We start from the raw sequence: 19,085 nt of genomic DNA on the forward strand, positions 1-19,085 counted from the left end.
GACTTGCGGGGCGAACAAGCACATGAATCCAGTCCACGACCCGGCCGAAACGACGGCGGGGTTCCGGGTATGACTGTCCGGATCGACCTGCTCTCGAAAGAGCTGGACAAGTTGCATCGCGGCCGCGGCCTCAATGCGCTCGGAGTCACGAACAGGCTGGGCCCACTGCTGTCCGCGCTGATCTTCGGCGACAACGAGCCGAACGAATCACTCGGCCGCGGCCTGATCAGTGCTTACTTGTTCGACGCCGCGAGGACGCTGCAGCCCGATCTGGAAAGGGTGTTCCTGGCCGGGCTGGCTGTAGGGGACGACTCGCCCTACCTGACAACGAGGCTGGAGAACGTCGGCATCGAGCTCGACCGAAGTCCACGAACCATCGTCCGAAGGCTCCGAGAAGCGAATCATGCTATCGCCCAGGTTCTGGAACGCAGGACACGGATCAGCGAGGACGGGAATCCACTCATCGCGAAGGGCTGGTACGTCGATCGCATCGAGTCGTGTGCCATCATCGGCGACCGTCCGCAGTTCATCGCGATCCGCGACATCAAGGTGACCCACGATGGCGTGGCGACGTTGTGCGAGTCCTTCAGCGTCCCGCACATTCTCGGCGGGCTGGACACCGCCGAGATCGAGGTCGAGCCCATCGAGGGCTGTGAACGACTCGAGATCGACCGGTACTCGGCCAGTTCCTGGCTGCTCACCATGCATCTGCCGCGGTCCTTCAGGACAGGGGAGACCCATCGTGTCGGCGTCAGTGTCACGATGCCGTCGCGTAACTTCATCCGTCCCTACAACGCCCTCGCCCCAGTACGGCGAACGCGCTCGTTCCGAGCCAGCGTGCGCTTCGAGGACGACACCGAGGTCAAGCGTGTGTGGAGGTACGACGGTGTGCCCCCACCAGTCATCGAGGACCGGCAGCCGACGGCGCACAGCCTGACACCGGACGACGACCACATCGTCGTCGCGGACTGGCCGAACATTCGGCAAGGACTCGCCTACGGCATCGCCTGGGCCTGAGGTCCACCAGGGAACAACAGCTCGTCCAGGACGTCTCCGACCGCGCACAGCGGCTCGGCTCCCAGCACCTCCAAGGACGACTGTCGCAGGGCTGCTTCCGTCGACACACCGGTCCGTGTCAGCCTTCGGAATCGGTGCCGAAGGTCGCTGATCGCCACCACGTCGTCGTGCTGCGTCTGGTACGACATCGCTGCGTCGTGCCCGTCCTCCAGCGGCACGACGTATGTCCGCAACGGATGCAGAATCGCGTCGTTTAGCCATGACCTACCGGCAATGCGAGCGGCGACGTCGAGCACGGTCTGGATGTCCCTCGACAGCTCGGCGCGCGCCGCCGCCGTACCGATGCCACGAAGCGCCCCGTCGCGTGAACTCTTCTCGGTGGACCAGGCATCCAGTGGCCAAGCCGAACCGGTGCGGCCGTCCCGGCACGCGTAACCACGCATCATCCGGAACAGCGTCTGCAACCACGCGGCCTCCGCGGCCTCGCTCAGGGCGTTGTTGATGCGGCCGGCGATGCCGTCGTTCCGCGTCGGCTTGGCCGGCAGTCCACGACTTACCCGGGCGTCACGCTCGCAGTCCGCTGCCTGCGAGCCGACGATTCGGCGCGCGTAGCCGGGTCGCTCGGTAACCATCGCCAGTGTTTCGTCGAGTTCCCCGAGCCGGCGAAGCACGCGAGCGTAGACGTCATGCATGATCCCCAGACAGTCCGAGTCACGGCAAGGCTGGTTCACGGTGGCAACGGAGGTGCTGTACGGCGCGACACGGGTCGGGCAGGTGGACTGGCCGACGCGCAAATGCGCGCGCCGTCGCAAGGTCGCCGTACCGGACCAGACGAACTCGGCAAGCAGTTGATCAACGGCGCCAGTCATTCTCGGTGAGCCTCCCCCAACGAAATCGCGGCACCGGAGCCTCCGGACGCCGCCTTTCGATTCCATCGTCGAACACACCGTCGCCAGAAGCTCCGGATCGGGCGGAACTGTCAGCTATTTGTCCGGTGCACCTGGGATTCGATGCCCACCGGAACGGACGCATGGCTAATCGGCTCGACATCAGCAGTTCTGGCACCACTGTCAGCATTCAACGAGCGGGCAGTTGCCAGTGGAAACTTGTTGCCGGTGGGATTTGTACGTCCGACAGGCCAATTGGGGTGGGACGCGTCGGCAATCCACCCGACGCAGCCCACCCCAAACCGGTGTCTCGAATCAGTTTTCAAACGACTGTCGACTCAGTTTGTCGACGTGATTCCCCGCAACGGTATCCAGCACACGGAAACTCCTCCTCCCCCACGTATTCGACGCCCCCGTTCGACGGTGTCGACACCTTGCCTACAACGGGAGACCCCGGTCCGCCCGAACATCACCCTCACGGCTCTGCCGAACCACCCGGTCCCCACCGATCTGTGGGTCCATGTCCGGCGAGTCCCGGCGCGAGGTTCAGGCGGGCGCTCGCACCGAACAGTAAGACGACGTATCCCCCATCGATTGGAACCGGTCGGCCCCACAAAGCATCCCTCCCTTGACCTATCGTCACGAAGGAACCATCTGTTACTAATCGTCTTTTCCTGCGGATATTGACGTGGAAAGCACACCCGTTGATCGGCCGATTGGTCTCGTCGGCTTATGCGTGCCCAATGGCCCGCGAGGAAGGCGAGCGCGAAGATTTCTGGTTTCGCAACGCCCGAGCCGACAAGCTGGGCCGGTCATCGAGCGCATCGCCCACAGCCGGGATCCGCCCGCGTCACCGGCCGCCGGGCAACCTGGGCGGACGTCACATGACCACGCGGAGCGGATGGAATCCGGCGGCTTCCTACGAACGTCGACATGATGCACACACCCGTTGACGCCTCGACAGCGCGGTCAGAATCTCGACCCTTTGAAGCCGCACTTCAAGTCAGCCAGTGAGCGTCGCCGAGTTGGGCAACTGCGCCTGAGCGCACTCACCGCGTTTGATGACTTCCTGGGCGGACCTGGTCGGCCCAACCTAACGGCCACCGTCCAGCCGTCCGCTGTGATCAGCGTGCACCGTCCAACCAACACTCCGCGGCTCAACGACCGCTTCGCCCACCACGAGATCATCCGCCTGCCCGCCGACATCCCGGGCCGCGGATCCTGCGACTGCTCGACAACCCATCAACGCTCCAGACTCCGGTCGGTGAGATGGGGGCTAAAGTCGAGGCGTGTGGTTAAGGTGCGTGTTCCTCCTCGGATCACACCCCTCGGACACGGACCATATCCACGCGGTCCCCCATCGGGTCGAACCGGCGTCACCGAAGTCAGCGGAGTCGCCGACCGCGCCACACCATCCGGCCCGATACCGACAACTTTCAACCGCCGATGACCGCCGATCATGAGCGACGAGCATCAAGTTGTCCCGGTGCAGGTCGACCGCGTCACCATGCTCATTCCAGTCCAGCAGGCCAGCTCGCGCCAACGTCCCGAATTCAAACTCTGGTCCTGCCAGTGATCAACCAGATTCGACGAGGCCCGCGGCGCGTACCCAACCCTCCACACCGACTCCGCCGACGCAGCCCTCGCTCACTGCGTTGGGGCGTTGCGACGTCCCCATGTTCGCGGTTGACCTCGGTAGGCCCGAGTGCTCCGATGGTCTTTCCTGGATGCTTACCCGGGGGCTGCGGCGCGGATCTGTCGCGATGCTAAATCAACGTACTCATCGCATTTGGCGAGAGCGTCGAGCCGGCTCTCCCTGAGGGACGCACGAACCCGCTTGTCTACTGTCGTGTCACCACCTGTGTGGGACCGACCTCTGAAAGCGTTCTGGATCTCTTCTGACCAATGCTCCAGCGACGCCGCGGCGGCGCGAGCCGAGTCGGCAGTCTCCCCTTCGCCCACGAGCCCCACCAAGCGCTCGATGACGTCCTCGAGCGCGGAGATCCTGGGTGCGACTCGGAGCGTCACGACGTAGTACTTGCTGGAGTCAGTCGGTTCAGCCTCGCGTCGATCGGGACGGCTCCTCGTGTCTTTGTACAGCCAGGCGTATGGGTCGCTCGGGTCAACACCTCGGTCGTTTTCTCGGCCCTGGGTCGGTACCTGTTCGGCCTCGTCGAGAAGGCTCAAGATTTCGTCGATGCTGCGAGTCAGCTCCGATGCCACTTCGACCAGAGGGCGCCCTCGCCTTGCGCGTGTACGCGCGCTACGCCTCACGGCCATGCGGAAGACCAGTCCTAGCGGCACGAGTAGCAGGACGACCAGAAGTAGCCGCATAAGCAGCAGGAGCGCACCGGTCCATCTGTCGACGAACTCGACTTCGGTCGACCAGTTCAGCGTCTGGGGCACGTCGAGCGCCGGGACGGTATCCGCGAGGGACCACGCATACCACTCTAAGGCGGAGCTCACCTCCGCAGACGCAGCCACAGGAGCGCTGGTCTCAGCGATCCCGGCGTGCAGCATGGTGATCGTGACCGCACCGACGGCGAGGGTGGCGAGCAGCAGCCACCAGGTCAGTAGGACGGCTCCGGCGGCCGCGTGCAAGAACGAGCGAAAGAAGTCCTCGAGAGAGGCCAGGCCTTGGCTGATCAGGCCCCAGGCTAGAGACACTAGGAGCAAAGCCCCCAGGCCGTCGAAGACGGTAGCCAGCCAATACGACAGAGCGTGATCGCCCGGCCAACGTTCCAGCACATCACCCGCCCAGCGATCCATCCGTTCGCCGACCCAGCGATTCAGCGGGCCGCCCACCCATCGATCCAGAAGGGACTCCCCACGCACGACGAGGGCGAGGATGCCATACATGAACAGCGGCACCGCGATGGACAACATGAGCACCCGTGCACCGAAGGAGGCGATCCCGAGGCTCTGCCTGAACGGCTGCGGGAAGGACCGGCCAGTCTGCCCGACATTGCGTTTGAGGACCTGTTGCCGATGCTTTTCTGCCATGCGCTCGTGATGCTTGAGCCAGCTGGAAATCATCCACCGGGCGCCGGACAAGAGGACTCGGAACAGAGGGATGAGCAGCAGGATCTTGAAGGCGAGCAGAAGCGCGCCGCTCCACGGGTCGGAGAAGGCGAGAGGCCCGGCCCAACGCAGGGCATGTGACATGTCGAGCAGCGGCACGACATCCACGAGTTGCCACAAGTAGTACACCTCTACGCGGGCAAGCCCGGGCATTGTCACCGATGGGTCCGGCGTGAGGACTCCCCACAGGCACAACATCGTGGTCAGGCCGGCGAATGCGACGGTGCACACTCCTACCGTTGCCAGCGACGACAACGCCGCGAGGACGTAAGCCCTCCGGTCCTCAACATCGACCTGGATCCGCCAATATATCCGCGCCAGGACCGCGAGTCCGAGACCGGCGAGCACCAACCCCAGTCCGGCCCCGAGGACATTCGCAATGTGGCTGCCGCTCTTAAGTGCGGACCATTCGACCCAGTGCAGGCCACCGACCAGCACCAGACTCAATGCGCATGACTTGCCGACGACAGAACCCCATCGGTCTTCGGTCTCGGCCCGGGTCACCATAGCTACGGCGTTGGCGCGCAGGCCTGCCCAGTAGCGGCGGCATGCGCGCCGGCCCTGCTGGATCATCGATGTTTCGTTCATTGGAAGCTACGCCTGACCTGGCCCATCCCTTGACCATTCGGAGGGGCAGAAGGGCGCCTTTGATACCTGCTTCTTGAGGCGAACGGAACCTCGGAACCTACCCATGGGCGACGCCGACACGACAGCACATAAACCTGTCGCTGACCGTCGCCGGATCGATCCCCATGAACTGTGGCCATCCTGCGATCGCGACGCCTTGAACAAGTCTTCGGTGTTCCCCTCGACAATGTCGGCGTCGAGCCCGTCACCCCCGCCACCGCCGCAGACGTGGCCGAGGCCTTCGAGTTGGACTTCCTTCTCAGCAGGCAGACGTTCTCGTCGGCGAGGGCTATTGAGAACCGACCGGTTCACACCGGCCTCCGGGTCTGCGGCTTCAGTCGGAGTTCCTCGAAGTCGTGACCTACAGTGTCAAGGCATCACACCGTTGTCCCTTCTGTCATGTCGCGTTCGCGCCCAGCCAACGCCTAGTGGACAAGACCCGATGTCCGGCTGCGACTTCACCGACACGGCGCCCCAGCCCCTTGTACCCGGGCCTTGAACGTTGAACTCGGTTCGACCCCCAATTCGCGCCGCGTAAGGTCGCGGTAGGTCACGAACGTCCGCCTGGCCTCGATGTAGTTGCCCTCTGCGATGTGGGCTTCGGCCAGCACCCGTTGGGCGCTCTCTCGAAGGGGCTCAACTGCGACAGCGTCCATGGCTGCCTTGACAGCCTCGCCGTACCGGCCGGTCGCGCGCAGGCGGCAACTGAGGACCTCAAGCGCGTGGAGCATCCGCTGCCGCAAGCGCTCACGCTCGAAAATCACCCAGTCGTCGTACCACCCAGGCAACAGGTCGGCGACCGCTGAACTCCAGTCCGGAACCCGCATATCAGCCTCGGTCGCTGTGCCGACCACGAGTCGATCCGCCCATTGACATAGCGCGTTGAGATCAGTGGTGATCTGGTCCCGCACATAGACGTTCACCTTGTCCGCCATCAATACATCGACGCCAGCACCCCGCAGGCGCCACAAAGAGGAGCGTAGGTTGCCTGACGCTCGGACCTCTGGACCGTCTGGCCACAGCGAGCCCGCGGCATGACGCCGGTCGACTCGCCCGCCCTTGAGGGCGACGAACGCGAGTACGCGCTTACAGCCTTCAGGTACGACGTATTGCTTGCCACCCTGGACAACGTAGGGGTCTCCAAGCAGGCAGATAATGTCGTCGCGCTCCTCCTCCACAGCCATGAACGTGGCGGTCATAGGTCCATCCCCCCGTCGGTAACACGGTTTCCATGCACCGTAATGGCCCTGCGTCACTCGAACGTCACGTCCTCCTTTCCTGCCGGCAGTCAGACACCCTGCTGCCCGGGGTGCCCGCGAGGCTTGTCGTGCGGCTCATCCTCGTCCGCACAAGGATCGCTTTCGTTTTGATCGTCCTCTTCAGGTGCAGGCTTGCACGGCTTCTGCGACGGGCACAGCCGGTCGTAGCCGGCCAGGATTTCGTCCACCGGATTGGCAAGCAACGCGTCGCACCAGGTCTTCGCCGCATCACGCTTGCACTCTTCTACAGCACGAGCGCCCGTAAGGACCGATATCACCTCGGCGCCGGTCGACCAGGACGTCAGCGCGCGGCATAGGCAGTCGACGAACGCGGCGCTGTCTGCAAAGCCGTGCCAGATGCGCGAGAGCATCCGGTCGGCGACTCGGGCCTCGGCATATACCCGCTTGAGATCCACCGTGGCGGGGTCCTTCGCCAGGTCGGCGTTCACCTTGTCGATCGCCGCTTTGGCGTCCACGACCCGTTTCGCGAGAGCGGCCGGCTCGCCGACCAGGGTTGCGAAGCACGCCTTAGCCTTGTCCGCCTCACGCTGGTATTTCTCGATCCGGCGCACGAGATCGCGGTACTTCGTTGGCGGCGTCGAGTCGTAGTTGTAGTCCTCGACACAGCAGCCGTAACAACCCTCGCAGCAGTCCAACTGCTCCGACACCTCGTCGAAGGCATCGTCGAGGCAGCGCACTACCCGGTCCTGCTCTATCAGGCAGCGGATACGTTCCACGAGGTGCTTGATCTGATGCTTCATGTCCTGCACTGCAAGGGCCGCCTCGTGCCGACGTTCGCGATAGGCCTTGCGAGCGGTGTCGTAGTCCTTCTGCGCCTGCTCGACCGCCGGCTGGTACGTCGCGTTGTACGTGGCTTGCGCGGCAACGCCCTTCGCACGGCACACGAGGTCGTCTATCGAGGACGGGTCACACTCGTCATCAGGATGCCTGGGCCGGCAGTCCTTCCAGTCGTCGCCCTTGCCGGACGGGCTCTCGTAGGTCATGGGTGCTCCCTTCGGATGTGCGCCTCAGGAGTCTCGTGGCCGCGCTGTCACCGGGCCGTCGCTCGTGGATCGCCCGCGACGGAGCGGTGACGCGGGCTCCAACACGATGTCCGGTATGGCAGGGTTCCAGGCACTCAAGGCCGCGGGGGTCAGCATCGTCGCGCTGCTGGACCGACGCTTCAGCGAGCTGGACGGCGGTGCTGGACTCAAAGCGAAACTTGCGAACACCCATGAGCTCAAGACCATGCAGAACAACAACGGCCAGCTGATCCAGCAGCCCGCCATCTCCGTCTACTGCTATCGGGTGAGCGTTGACCACGAGACCCGGCCCGGCTGGTCGGCAGTCGGCAGCGTCGACGGTATTCCGCGTATCCCGCTGCGGATGCACTTCCTCGTCGGTGCCTTTGCCGGCACGGTCGAGGAGGAGCTGCTGTGGCTCGGGCTCGCGGCCCAGGTACTGGAGAGCGAGAGCATCCTCACCGGCCCGCTCCTGCTGCCCGTGGAACAGCAACCGGGCGTCATCGTGGACCCCTGGTTGCCTGGGGACACTGTGCAGGTCGTCAGTGACGAGCTCGCCGTCGACTCGATGAGCGAAGCCTTCCAATCCCTGAGCACCGACTATCGGCTGCAACTCCCGTACGTCGCCCGGGTGATCTGCATCGACGGACGTCGCGAGCAGGTCGTCGAACCAGTCGGAACTGTCGCCGTGCGCGTGGACAAGGTGGCGCCGTGAGTCCGCGGGACCTGATCGAAACCAGCGCGGGGCCGGTGACCGTACTGCACCGTCTGGCCCTGGGTGTCCTGGCCCGGGACGGGATCACCTCACGTGGAGCGGCCGACGGACTCCGAGTCGGCTGGGAGGCTGCGCCGCCACTGTTGCCGCCCCACCACCCAGGTTGGTGGCCCTGTATCGACCTCGAGCAGGTCGGCGGCGGACGGTTCCGCCTGCGGGCCACGGAATCGCGACCGGCGATCGTAGTGATGCGGCTGCATGACCCAGCCCGGCGCTATGTCTCCCGTCGGCTCGAGGTCACGCTGTGGCCGCACGCCGCACTGGTCGACCCAGATCCAGCGCACCATGTGGCGGTCGCCGCCCGGACGCTTCCCGTGTGGCTGCCTCCGGGTGCCGCGTACTCCCTGCCACGTGGTGCCACGGCAGTACGCGGCCGGGTCGTACGAGACGGTACGCCGGTGCACTGGGCGCGCGTGGTCGGTGTCGGCCCCGGCAACGCCGTACTCGGACGGGCGCGGACCGACGACCGCGGAGAGTTCCTCCTCATTCTGGGCGAGACCAACCAGAACCCGGTGCAGAGCACCGTCGGGGTCGACCTGCGTGTGCACGGTCCGGTCGCCCAGCCGGCAACGGGCACCGTGACCGACCCTTTGGCAGACCTGCCTGCCGAACCGATCGCGCGACCGGCCAATCCACCCGTACCGAGCGACCTCGACAACGCCAGCCTGCGCGGCGAGCTGATCCTGCCGGGGTCCGTCGGCAACGCGGCTCCGGCCGTCCACCTCAACGTCCCTGTCGGCTCGGAGCTGAGTCTCACCGCCGACGTCCCGTTCGCACCACAGCCTTGAGGAGACCCGCATGCCCGAGTACCTGACCCCAGGGGTCTACGTCGAGGAGACCAGCTTCCGCTCGCGCTCGATCGAGGGGGTAGCCACCTCGACGTTCGGCATGGTGGGACTGACCCGCTACGGCCCTGTGCCCTACTTCCTCACGCCGCCCGGCTCGAACCGGATTGTGATGGTGCCTGGTCCCGCCCTCGTCACCAGCTTCACCGAGTTCGAGCGAGCGTTCGGTGGCCTCGGCGAGGTGGGGAGCGATGACCTCCTCGATCGGCATAACTACCTGGCGTACGCTGCCCGCGCGTTCTTCGCCAACGGCGGACGGCGCCTCTACGTCCAGCGCGCCTTTCCCTTCCACCTAGACGCCGCCGGCCAGGTCGACCTCGCCTTGGACTTCGCCGCGCTCCCCATCGGCGCGCCCCCGGTCGCCACCTGGCGGGCCCGGTGGCCCGGCGCTGCCGGCAACGACTTCGCCGTCTCCGCAAGCTTCCAGCGGACGAAGAACGTGCTCACCACGACGACCCGGGCAGGGGTCACGACCCACGTGCTCAAGGGCGTCCAGGCCGGCGCAGCGGTGGAGATCTTCCCGGACCGCAATAATCTGCCATCCGAGATCGACCGGGCGACCCGGCGACCCCGCCCGCCGGAACCGGCGAACGTGCGGATCGTCGTACGCATGGCCGACGGCAGCCTGGCACTTGCCGATGCCGGCGGCGCGGTGACGCCCGTCCCGACCGACAGCACGACCGGCCTGTGCCACCTTACCGCCACGGTGAACGTGCGGTGGGGCGACCGGCGGTTCGACACGTATCCCGGCCTCGAGCTCGGCGACCACCCCCGCGGTATCGCGAAACTGCTGCAGGCGGAAGATCCGGCCGATGACATGTCTCTGGTGTGGTTCGACGCCGGTTCGGACCTTCCCGCGCCAGATGCGCTGGTTACGGCGCTATTGGCGCTGCGCGAGGAGCAGTTCCTCAGCGGCGGGAGCGAGGGCACGGCGCTCACGCCGGTCGTGCTCGCCGGTGATCCGGCAGACCCCGACGACGCCATGCGCGCCGCAACCGGATTGGCGGCACTTGGCGAGGTGGAGGACATCGCGATCGTTGCTTCACCGGACGCCGTCCGGTTCGACGAGCAGACCCAGCTAACCGCGACCAATGACCTGATCGGCCATTGCGAGGCACCACGGTCGTACCGGATCGCCATCGTCGACCCGCCCAAGGACAGCTCGATCTCGGAGGTCCGGAAGTTCCGCGCCCAGCTCGATACCAGCTACGCCGCGCTCTACTACCCGTGGATTGAGATCCTCGACCCGACGGCGAAGGCTGACCCCGGCGCGGCGCCGGCCACGCTCCAACTTCCGCCCAGTGGCTTCGCCGCCGGCATATACGCCCGCAGCGACATTGATCGTGGCGTGCACAAGGCACCGGCCAACGAAGTGGTACTCGGGATCACGAAGTTCCGGCAGAACGTGACCTTCGATCGCCAGTCGGTGCTGAACCCCGAGGGAATCAACGCACTGCGCTTCTTCGAGGGCCGCGCCAACCGCATCTGGGGCGCTCGGACGATGAGCTCGGACCCGGAGTGGAAGTACGTGAACGTACGGCGGCTCTTCCTCTTCCTCGAGCACTCCATCGACAGGTCCACCCAGTGGGCAGTCTTCGAGCCGAACAATGAACGGCTGTGGGCGTCGATCCGGCAGTCCATCGAAGACTTCCTGGTCACTGTCTGGCGCACCGGCGCCCTGATGGGCACTAAGCCCGAGGAGGCGTTCTTCGTGCGCTGCGACCGCACGACCATGACTCAGAACGACCTGGACAACGGCCGGATGATCTGCCTCATTGGCGTCGCCCCGACCTACCCGGCCGAGTTCGTGATCTTCCGCATCGGCCAATGGACCGCCGACGCGCAGCAGAGCTGACCGCGGAACGACAACAGGGCTGAGGTGAAACGATGGCAACGCGAGACAACCCGTACGGCGCCTTCAACTTCTTGGTGAAGCTGGGGGACTCCGGAGGCGAGGACCAGATCGTCGGCGGCTTTTCCGACATGAGCGGACTCGGCAACGAGATCAAGTACTCCGAGTACCGCAACGGCAACGACCCCGACAACCACGTCCGGAAGGTGCCCAACATCAACAGCACCGACGACGTCACCCTGAAGCGCGGCGTCATCGGCGACCTGCGCCTCTTCAACTGGCTCAAGGCACAGCGCGAGGGTGACCTCGAGCCCCGCACCGTAACGATCACGCTGCTCGACGAGCGACGGCAATCGGTGTGCAGTTGGGTGCTGCATAACGCGCAACCCAAGAAGTGGGTAGGCCCAACGCTGGCCGGCAAGGGCGGTGGCGAGGTGGCAATGGAGGAACTTCACCTGGTGTCCGAACAGGTCGACTTCAAGGCATGACCCTCGGTACCGGCCTCCGTACGCCGGGGCGGCCCGGAGTCTTCCTCGCCCCGGCGCCGAGCGCTGCGCCGATACAGCCGGAGCGGCTCGACGTCGCGGGCTTTGTCGGCGTCGCCCTGCGCGGTCCCGTGGACGAGCCCGTCCCAGTCACCCGCTGGTCGGAGTTCGTGCAGCTTTTCGGTGGCTTCGAGCGACCCCGGGGTGGCCCCGAGCGGCTGCTGCCACACGCCGTCTCGGCGTACTTCCGCCAGGGCGGTCAGCTCGCCTACGTGCTGCGGGTCGCCCCACACGGGCGAACCAATGACAAGCCGTTGGCCGCTACTGCGACGTACCGGCTGCGCTTGCCTGGCACGGATGCCGACCCGTTGCTGGCGGCAGCAAACGAAGGCGAATGGGGCAATGCGCTGCAGGTGCGGCTGCGCTACGAGGTGGCCCAGCAGGTGCGGGCGCGGATCGAGGAACCAGGCGTACTGCGGCTCCCGGTCGGGACCCGCATCTCGGTCGGCACCCTGCTCCGGCTGCATGACCCCGTTCTTCCCGCCGGCAGCGCGTTGCGCTGGGTACAGGAGATCGACGATCACCTAGCCCGTGGCTCCGACGTCCGGGTGATCTTGGACCGCGAAGTCGCTTTCTCCGCGGACACCGTGGTGGGGCTGGACGTCGTCGCAGCCGCCCTCGACGTCGCCGACCGGTCGGCCCAGGACCGACACGGCGACAGGCTAACCGGTCTCGGACTGCGGCCCGGACATCCCCGCTGGCTGGTGACTGTCCTGCGCAGCGAACGCCACCTGGTCGTCCCGGTCGGGGACTGGCTCAACGTCGATCTCACACCGACACCTGCTCTGTCCCCCATCGATGCCGCCCGCGAGGCCGACGGGGAAGACCGCTCGCACCTAGTGAAATTCGACGCATTCTTCGACTCCGGGGATGCGGGTGCGGACCCGCTTGACGAGAACCTCGGCGAGGATCTGGACCCACACGTCGGCGTTGATCGGATGGGCCGGATCCGTGATCTCGGCCTGCTCTGCGTGCCTGACCTGACCTGGCGTTCGGACGAGGCACCACCCGCGTCGCCACGTGTGCTACGGCGCCCACCCGACCCACGGTGCTGCAGCGCATGTGATCAGCAGAAGGACGAACCGGAATACGAGTCACAGGCACCGCTGCCCCTTGGCCTCGACGCCCGCAACCCCGACGACCTGACAGAGATCGTCGACAGGCAGCGTCGTGCAGTGGAGGTCGCTCGCTACCACAAGCGCTTCGTCGCCTTACTCGACGTACCCGATGGCCTCTCTGCGACCCAGATCACCGCCTGGCGTGCCGGATTCGACTGCAGCTACGCTGCGGCTTACCACCCATGGCTCGCGGTGGCTGGCGGTCAGGGCAACGCCGTTGCCGTACCGCCGTCAGCCTTCGCCGCCGGCATCATCGCCGAACGCGAGATCCGACTAGGCCTGCCGTGGGGGCCAGCCAACGAGCTCGCCCTCGACGCCGTGCGCTCGGAGGCCGCAGTCACCGATGCCATCCACGACCGGCTCCACGAACTGGGCATCAACGTCTTCCGCAGCGAGCGCGACGGCTTCCGTCTGACCGCCGGGCGAACCCTGTCGTCCGACCCCGACTACCGGCAGCTCAGCGTACGGCGGCTCATGACCATGCTGCGGCTCAGCATCGAGCATCAGACCCAGTGGCTGGCCTTCGAGCCCAACAACGCCGAGCTCCGCGAACGTCTCTCGCGGGTGATCACCGGCTTCCTACGCACCATGAACCGTAGCGGCGCTTTCGCCGGGGCCACCGAGGCGGAGTCGTTTTTCGTCCGCTGCGGGGACGACGTCAACCCGGTCTCTTCGCTGGCACTAGGACGGCTGGTCGCCGAGATCGGTGTGGCTCCGTCGTCTCCGCTCGAGTACGTGATGGTCCGGATCGCCCGGGACGTCGACGGCAGCCTGTCGGTGGTCAGCGATGACGGATGACTACCTGCTGCCTGCTTTCCGTTACAACGTCGTCCTCAGCCGCGCGACGGCCGGAGGTACGGACCCTGAGGTGCTAGGCACCGTGGGCGGTTTCGCAGAGTGCGCGGGCCTCGAACTCGAGGCCGACGTCAAGGAATACCTCGAAGGCGGCCGCAACGACGGCGTTGTACGACGAGTCGGCCGGGTAAAGCTCACGCCCATCGTACTCAAGCGCGGCATGTTCGCCGCGGACAACCACTCCCCCGCCAACATCGACCTGTGGAACTGGATGACCCGAATGGTCAGCGGAACGCTACCCGTCGCGCGCTACGACGGACGGATCCAGATCCTCGACCCGACCGGACACACCGCCCTTGCGACCTGGACCTTCGATCGAGGGCTGCCGCAGAAGGTGTCCGGGCCCTCGCTCAACGCCCGCACCGGTGAGATCGCGATCGAAGAACTGCACATCGTGCACGAAGGACTGCGGATGGAGGTACCCCAATGACCACCGACCTCACGCCGGCCAAGCTGATCCGTCTCAAGCAGGTAGCCGGCCGAGGAAAGAACGGCAAGCCCTCCTACGAGCCCGAGGACAAGGGTTCCGTCGACGTGCAGTTCAACCCCACGACACTGAAGATCTCGCGCACGAACAACATTGACAAGGGTGGAGCTACCACCAGGACACAGAAACGCCAGACACCGTCGGTGCAGCCGGCCATCCTCTCCTTCGACCTCGAATTCGACACCGCCGAGGGTGATCGCCAGGGTCGGCCGCTCGACGTACGCGATCTCACTCACGTCGTGCGCCAGTTCGCCGAGCCCACGAAGGAAAAACCCAACACTCCGCCGCCTGCGGTCCGGTTCGCCTGGGGCTCGTTCATGTTCCAGGGCATCGTCACCCAGCTCACCGAAGACCTCGACTATTTCTCTCCCACCGGCATGCCGCTGCGCGCGAAGGTCTCGGTCAGCATCACCGAGCAGAACCCTGAGTGGGAGGCCGCCGCCATCGGCCCGGGGGCCCGCGATGCCCGGGCGGCCAGCCACCCCGGTGCGACACCGCGGCCGTCTGGTGGGGGCAGTGCTACGACTCCGGCGCCGGTGGCAGGGAACGGCCCTGGATCTGGTCCCACCCCGAACCCGGTGACCACTGCGCTGGCCCGTGCCGGCGAAAGCGTGCAGCAACTGCTCGCCCGGCTGGATGCCGACCCGGCCACATGGCGTACCGCGATGGCCGGTCTGGGCAGCCCACTCTCGCTGGCCGCCGGGGCGCAGGTGCAACTCGGTGCGAGCGTCTCCGCATCGGCAGGGCTGGGAGCGAGCGGCGGGTTCACGGCCGGCGCCGGGCTGGGCGCCATCGCGTCTGTGCGGGGCGCACTCGGCGGTGGGATCAACCTGCGTGGAGGTCTCGCGGCCGAGGCGACCGCGGGGTTCGTCCTCGCCAATTCGGGCGGTGTCGCGAAGGCAGCCGCCGCCGTCGCCGCCGCCGAGGTGGCGTCGGCCCGGGGCGACGCCCGCGCATCGTTCGCCGTGCCAACGCTGGCGGCGACAGCAGGGGTCTCGACCAGTGCTTCGGCCAGGGTCTCGGTCACCCCCGATCCGCGAAGCCTGGGCTTCGGACGCGGCATCCCCCTGAGGGCGCGGGTGACGCCGTCGTAACGCACTCACGCCGAGACTGTGAGGGTCAGGTCCGGCGTCCCGGAAGGTCGACCGATGACTGTGCACGTCGACGAGATCCACACCCAGGTGAGTGCGGGCAGGCCTGGACACCAACCGGGCGAACACAGCCAGTCCGAGCGTGGCGGCAGTGCCGCCGACCCGCCCGGGGCGAAGGACGACCGGTGGCGGAGAGCGGAAGCGCGGGTGCATCAACTGCGGTGCCGGGTAGCGGCCGAGGGCTTCGATGACTGAGATGCTGCTCGCCATCGCCTCCCCTGTCTTCACCGTGGGTGGCGAGGTGGTGCGCGGGCTCGCCCTTGACTGCGTACGGCTGGTCGTCTCCGACGGAGTCGAGGGTCTGTGCACCCTCGAAGCGCACTTCGTCGCGACTGGCATCGGCGCGGCCGGCCCGCCGGGAGAACTGCTGCACGTCGACGGGAGCGAAGTGGACTTCGGCACTGACCTGGAGGTTGCCGTAGGGCCCGGGGGCACCCAGCGCACGGTCTTCGACGGCACCGTGTCGGGCCTGGAGGTCGTACTCGGGGACAGCGAGCCCCCGCGGGTGATCGTGCTGGCCGAGGATCGGCTGATGCGGCTGCGCATGACCCGGCGGATGCGGAGCTACCCGCGGACAACCGACGCCGAGGTGGCCCGCCGGATTGCCCAGGACCATGGCCTGGACGCCGACGTGAATGTCGACGGACCGACGTACGACGTTCTGCAGCAGGTGAACCAGAGCGATCTCGCGTTCCTGCGCGAACGAGCACGGCTGATGCAAGCCGAGCTGTGGTGCACCGGCCGGACACTCCACCTCAGCGACCGCGCCAAGCGGCAGGGCACCCGGCTGACACTCGTGCACGGCAACGAGCTGCTCGCTGTGCGGCTTACCGCAGACCTCGCCCACCAGCGCACGGACGTGGCTGTAAGCGGGTACGACGCCCGCACCAAGGACGTCATTGACGAGCACGCCGGCGCGGCTACCATCCACGCGGAGGCCGCGGCCGGCCGGACCGGCCCGGAGGTGCTGGAGAAGGCCCTCGGCGCCAGCGCCACCTTCCGGGTGCGAGAAGCTCCGCTGACCACCGCTGAGGCTGCAGCGTGGGCAAGAGCCGAGATGCTGCGACGCGCCCGCCGGTTCGTCACCGTCACGGGGCAGACCCGTGGCTCACCGGACCTTCAGGTCGGCAGCAAGTTACGCCTTGAGCTGGTCGGCTCACCGTTCGAAGGCGATGGCTACTACGTCACCCGAGTGACGCATACCTACGACATGGAGCATGGCCTGCGCACCGCGTTCGAGGCGGAGCGTCCCACCTTGAACGGAGCGACGTGATGGGTCTCCCGCAGCCCGCCGATGGCCAGGGCCCGTGCTTCTTCGGCGTCTATCCCGCGCTGGTCACCGACATCGAGGACCCCGACAACCTGGGCCGTGTCCAGCTCCGGTTCCCCACACTCGGCGCGACCGGGGACCGCGACGTGCGGTCGTGGGCGACTCTGTGCACGCCCTACGCCGACAAGGACCAGGGCCTGGCAATCCTGCCCGAGGTAGGCAGCCAGGTCGTCGTTGCCTTCGAGGCGGGCGACTTCCGCCGCCCGTACGTTGTGGGCTCGACATGGAACGGCAAGGCTCCGCTGCCGCACCGGCCAAGGAAGAGCAACAACATCCGGATGCTGCGCACCCGCAACGACAGCCGGATCACTTTCGACGACAGCACCGCCGCAACCAAGATCAGCATCACGACCAAGGCAGGACACAAGGTGGTTCTGGACTCCGGCACCCAAGAGATCACCATCACGCACCTCAACGGCTCCAGCATCAAGCTCAACCCGGCAGGCGGCATCGACATCACGGCCAACCTCTCTGTGAACGTGAAGGCTCCGATGGTCAACGTGACGGCGCCGACATCGACGTTCAGCAACGTGATCAACTGCCAGACACTGATCGCGAGCGTCGGCGTTGTGTCCCCGTCGTACACCCCTGGCATTGGGAACGTCTGGTGACCACGCCCGGGTTCGTCCTCCGAGCCCCGTGGTATTTCCGCGAGCGGGAGAGGCTCGATCTGCGCACGCCACGGTCCAGACGCCCGCAGCTCCAGATGTACGACAGTTCGACATTCGGTGAGCAGATCACCCGCGATCCCGCAGACAGCGTGAAGTTCGGGGCGGACGACGTGTGGAGCTACCCCATCCCGGTCGTACCAGATCTGACCGACAAGAGCCGACTGCGGCTGGCGACCTCCGCCCTCGTGACCACGAACCTGCGCAAGCTCTATCAGCCGATGCACCAACGCTTCTATGCCGTCGTGGTCGAGGTCTTCTGCGACTCCCCCGGGCTGCCACGCGCCGGTGAGCACGACGACATCGGCGTGGAGTTCCGGATGCGCCGGATGCACACGACGGTGACGGGAAAGCGGCGGCCCACGCGGCGGGTCGCGACGGCGCTCGTGGCCGAACTGGCCAAGGCCCAGGGACGGAAGATCGCGGATACCGACCCTGACCTGCGTGATCTGTGGTGGGCCGACGTCGCCTGGCGCCGCCGGTTCGAAGAGGACCAGAAGGAGCAGCTCGCCCAGCTCGATGCCCACACTGAGTACCAGCAATGGCTGGTCGCGAAGAAGACCGGCACCGGTCGCTGGCGAACGCTCGACGACGACCTCGACCCGGTGCTCGAGGATGAGGACGAGGAGATGCATCCGATGTGGCGGCTGCCGCAGCGGGACCGTGACAAGAATTGCGACGCGGCGCGGACCCGGTCACTGTGGTTCGGGATCGTGCCGACATTCTCCGGCGATCATTGGAAGGGACGCACCCCACGCGGTGAGCCGACGACGGAACCGAAGCTGGATGATCACGCGATTTACGAAATCGAATGCGTCGTCAGCCAGCCGCACCCGACACGACCCACAGAGTGCTCACCTCGGACGTGGGTGAGCACCCCCACCGAGCCGTTCCGTCTCGCCACGCATATGGATCCGGACGGCACCAAGAACCGAACCGTCACCGTCACGCTGCCGGACCTCCGCAATCTCGCCGCGCGCGCCGGACAGAAACAGGGACCCGGTGGGGTGCGCGTGGTGACGCCGCCCCGTTCGCAGATGGTCTTCAACCCGTTCAACGGCGTACCCAAGTCAGGGTCCGGACGGATCGGCGCCGGCGACGGGATCTGCACCTTCGCGCTCGAGCTCTTCTTCCTCGTCGCCTTCTTCCTGTTCCTGATGTTCCTGCCCATCGTCGTACTGGCCTTCCAACTCTGGTGGATGCTCGCCCTACGCTTCTGCATCCCACCCTCGATCGGCTTCGCGGCCACAGCCGACTTTCTCGCCACCGGCAAGCTCATCACCGACCTCGATACCGGCATGAAGGTGGAACTCGATATCGCGATGGGGATGGACACCAGCAGCCTCACCGGAGATGACAAGACCAAGGGCTGGACCCACCAACTGACCGAGGCGACGGACCCCCTGAGCACGCCACCGAACAAGCCGGTTTTCAAGACCGACTCGAACCTCACCCACGCCCTGGTCATCGCCACCGACCCAACCGATGCCCAGCCACCTGCTCCGCTGCCGCGTGAGAAGAGTCCAGATGACCCGCTCTGTCCCGTCACGCCGCGGCCATGAGGTT

At 66.3% G+C, this 19,085-nt stretch carries 16 protein-coding genes; 12 read left to right on the forward strand and 4 right to left on the reverse strand.

The features are described from left to right. The first annotated feature begins 69 nt into the window (after positions 1 to 69). The gene (locus tag EV649_RS25060; RefSeq protein WP_130385991.1) at positions 70 to 1,017 is read left to right on the forward strand and encodes a hypothetical protein; all 948 of its coding nucleotides are present in this window, start codon (positions 70 to 72) and stop codon (positions 1,015 to 1,017) included. Here EV649_RS25060 and EV649_RS25065 read toward each other — a convergent pair. The 4 genes from EV649_RS25065 to EV649_RS25080 form a co-directional block, all read right to left on the reverse strand. Further along, the gene (locus EV649_RS25065; RefSeq protein WP_130385992.1) at positions 996 to 1,886 is read right to left on the reverse strand and encodes a hypothetical protein; all 891 of its coding nucleotides are present in this window, start codon (positions 1,884 to 1,886) and stop codon (positions 996 to 998) included. The two genes, EV649_RS25060 and EV649_RS25065, sit on opposite strands and share 22 nt — an antisense overlap. Positions 1,887 to 3,635: 1,749 nt before the next feature. Beyond that, positions 3,636 to 5,573, reverse strand: coding sequence for a hypothetical protein (locus EV649_RS25070; protein WP_130385993.1), 1,938 nt, complete (start codon positions 5,571 to 5,573; stop codon positions 3,636 to 3,638). Between the two features lie 497 nt (positions 5,574 to 6,070). Then, positions 6,071 to 6,811, reverse strand: coding sequence for a BTAD domain-containing putative transcriptional regulator (locus tag EV649_RS25075; protein ID WP_130385994.1), 741 nt, complete (start codon positions 6,809 to 6,811; stop codon positions 6,071 to 6,073). An 89-nt stretch (positions 6,812 to 6,900) separates the two neighbouring features. Further along, positions 6,901 to 7,875, reverse strand: a complete 975-nt coding sequence (locus tag EV649_RS25080; RefSeq protein WP_130385995.1) for a hypothetical protein — start codon at positions 7,873 to 7,875, stop codon at positions 6,901 to 6,903. A 115-nt stretch (positions 7,876 to 7,990) separates the two neighbouring features. Here EV649_RS25080 and EV649_RS25085 point away from each other — a divergent pair, with 115 nt between their 5' ends. From EV649_RS25085 to EV649_RS25135, 11 genes are read left to right on the forward strand one after another with little or no spacing between them, the layout of a single operon-like run. Beyond that, the gene (locus EV649_RS25085) at positions 7,991 to 8,608 is read left to right on the forward strand and encodes a Pvc16 family protein (RefSeq protein ID WP_157996309.1); all 618 of its coding nucleotides are present in this window, start codon (positions 7,991 to 7,993) and stop codon (positions 8,606 to 8,608) included. After that, on the forward strand, positions 8,605 to 9,456 hold the full coding sequence (locus EV649_RS25090; protein WP_130385997.1) for a hypothetical protein: 852 nt from the start codon (positions 8,605 to 8,607) through the stop codon (positions 9,454 to 9,456). Before EV649_RS25085 ends, EV649_RS25090 begins: the two co-directional genes overlap by 4 nt. Positions 9,457 to 9,466: 10 nt before the next feature. Further along, complete coding sequence (locus tag EV649_RS25095; RefSeq protein ID WP_130385998.1) at positions 9,467 to 11,368, forward strand: phage tail sheath subtilisin-like domain-containing protein; 1,902 nt, start codon at positions 9,467 to 9,469, stop codon at positions 11,366 to 11,368. Positions 11,369 to 11,400: 32 nt separating this feature from the next. Then, entirely contained in the window at positions 11,401 to 11,853 is a 453-nt protein-coding gene (locus EV649_RS25100; protein WP_130385999.1) for a phage tail protein, read from the forward strand. Next, the gene (locus tag EV649_RS25105) at positions 11,850 to 13,826 is read left to right on the forward strand and encodes a phage tail sheath C-terminal domain-containing protein (RefSeq protein WP_130386000.1); all 1,977 of its coding nucleotides are present in this window, start codon (positions 11,850 to 11,852) and stop codon (positions 13,824 to 13,826) included. The genes EV649_RS25100 and EV649_RS25105 overlap by 4 nt, the downstream gene beginning before the upstream one ends. After that, positions 13,816 to 14,313 (forward strand): phage tail protein, encoded by a 498-nt coding sequence (locus tag EV649_RS25110; RefSeq protein ID WP_130386001.1) that lies wholly within the window; start codon positions 13,816 to 13,818, stop codon positions 14,311 to 14,313. Before EV649_RS25105 ends, EV649_RS25110 begins: the two co-directional genes overlap by 11 nt. Continuing rightward, a complete protein-coding gene (locus tag EV649_RS25115; protein ID WP_130386002.1) occupies positions 14,310 to 15,464 on the forward strand; it encodes a hypothetical protein in 1,155 nt (384 codons plus the stop codon). Before EV649_RS25110 ends, EV649_RS25115 begins: the two co-directional genes overlap by 4 nt. 54 nt (positions 15,465 to 15,518) lie before the next feature. Next, complete coding sequence (locus EV649_RS25120; RefSeq protein ID WP_130386003.1) at positions 15,519 to 15,716, forward strand: hypothetical protein; 198 nt, start codon at positions 15,519 to 15,521, stop codon at positions 15,714 to 15,716. Further along, positions 15,709 to 16,794, forward strand: a complete 1,086-nt coding sequence (locus tag EV649_RS25125; protein WP_130386004.1) for a contractile injection system protein, VgrG/Pvc8 family — start codon at positions 15,709 to 15,711, stop codon at positions 16,792 to 16,794. The genes EV649_RS25120 and EV649_RS25125 overlap by 8 nt, the downstream gene beginning before the upstream one ends. Then, the gene (locus EV649_RS25130; RefSeq protein ID WP_130386005.1) at positions 16,794 to 17,462 is read left to right on the forward strand and encodes a phage baseplate assembly protein V; all 669 of its coding nucleotides are present in this window, start codon (positions 16,794 to 16,796) and stop codon (positions 17,460 to 17,462) included. Before EV649_RS25125 ends, EV649_RS25130 begins: the two co-directional genes overlap by 1 nt. Continuing rightward, positions 17,459 to 19,081, forward strand: coding sequence for a hypothetical protein (locus tag EV649_RS25135; RefSeq protein ID WP_130386006.1), 1,623 nt, complete (start codon positions 17,459 to 17,461; stop codon positions 19,079 to 19,081). Before EV649_RS25130 ends, EV649_RS25135 begins: the two co-directional genes overlap by 4 nt. Positions 19,082 to 19,085 lie beyond the last annotated feature (4 nt).

Origin of the sequence: Kribbella sp. VKM Ac-2569 (genome assembly GCF_004216905.1) — a bacterium.
GTDB lineage: Bacteria > Actinomycetota > Actinomycetes > Propionibacteriales > Kribbellaceae > Kribbella.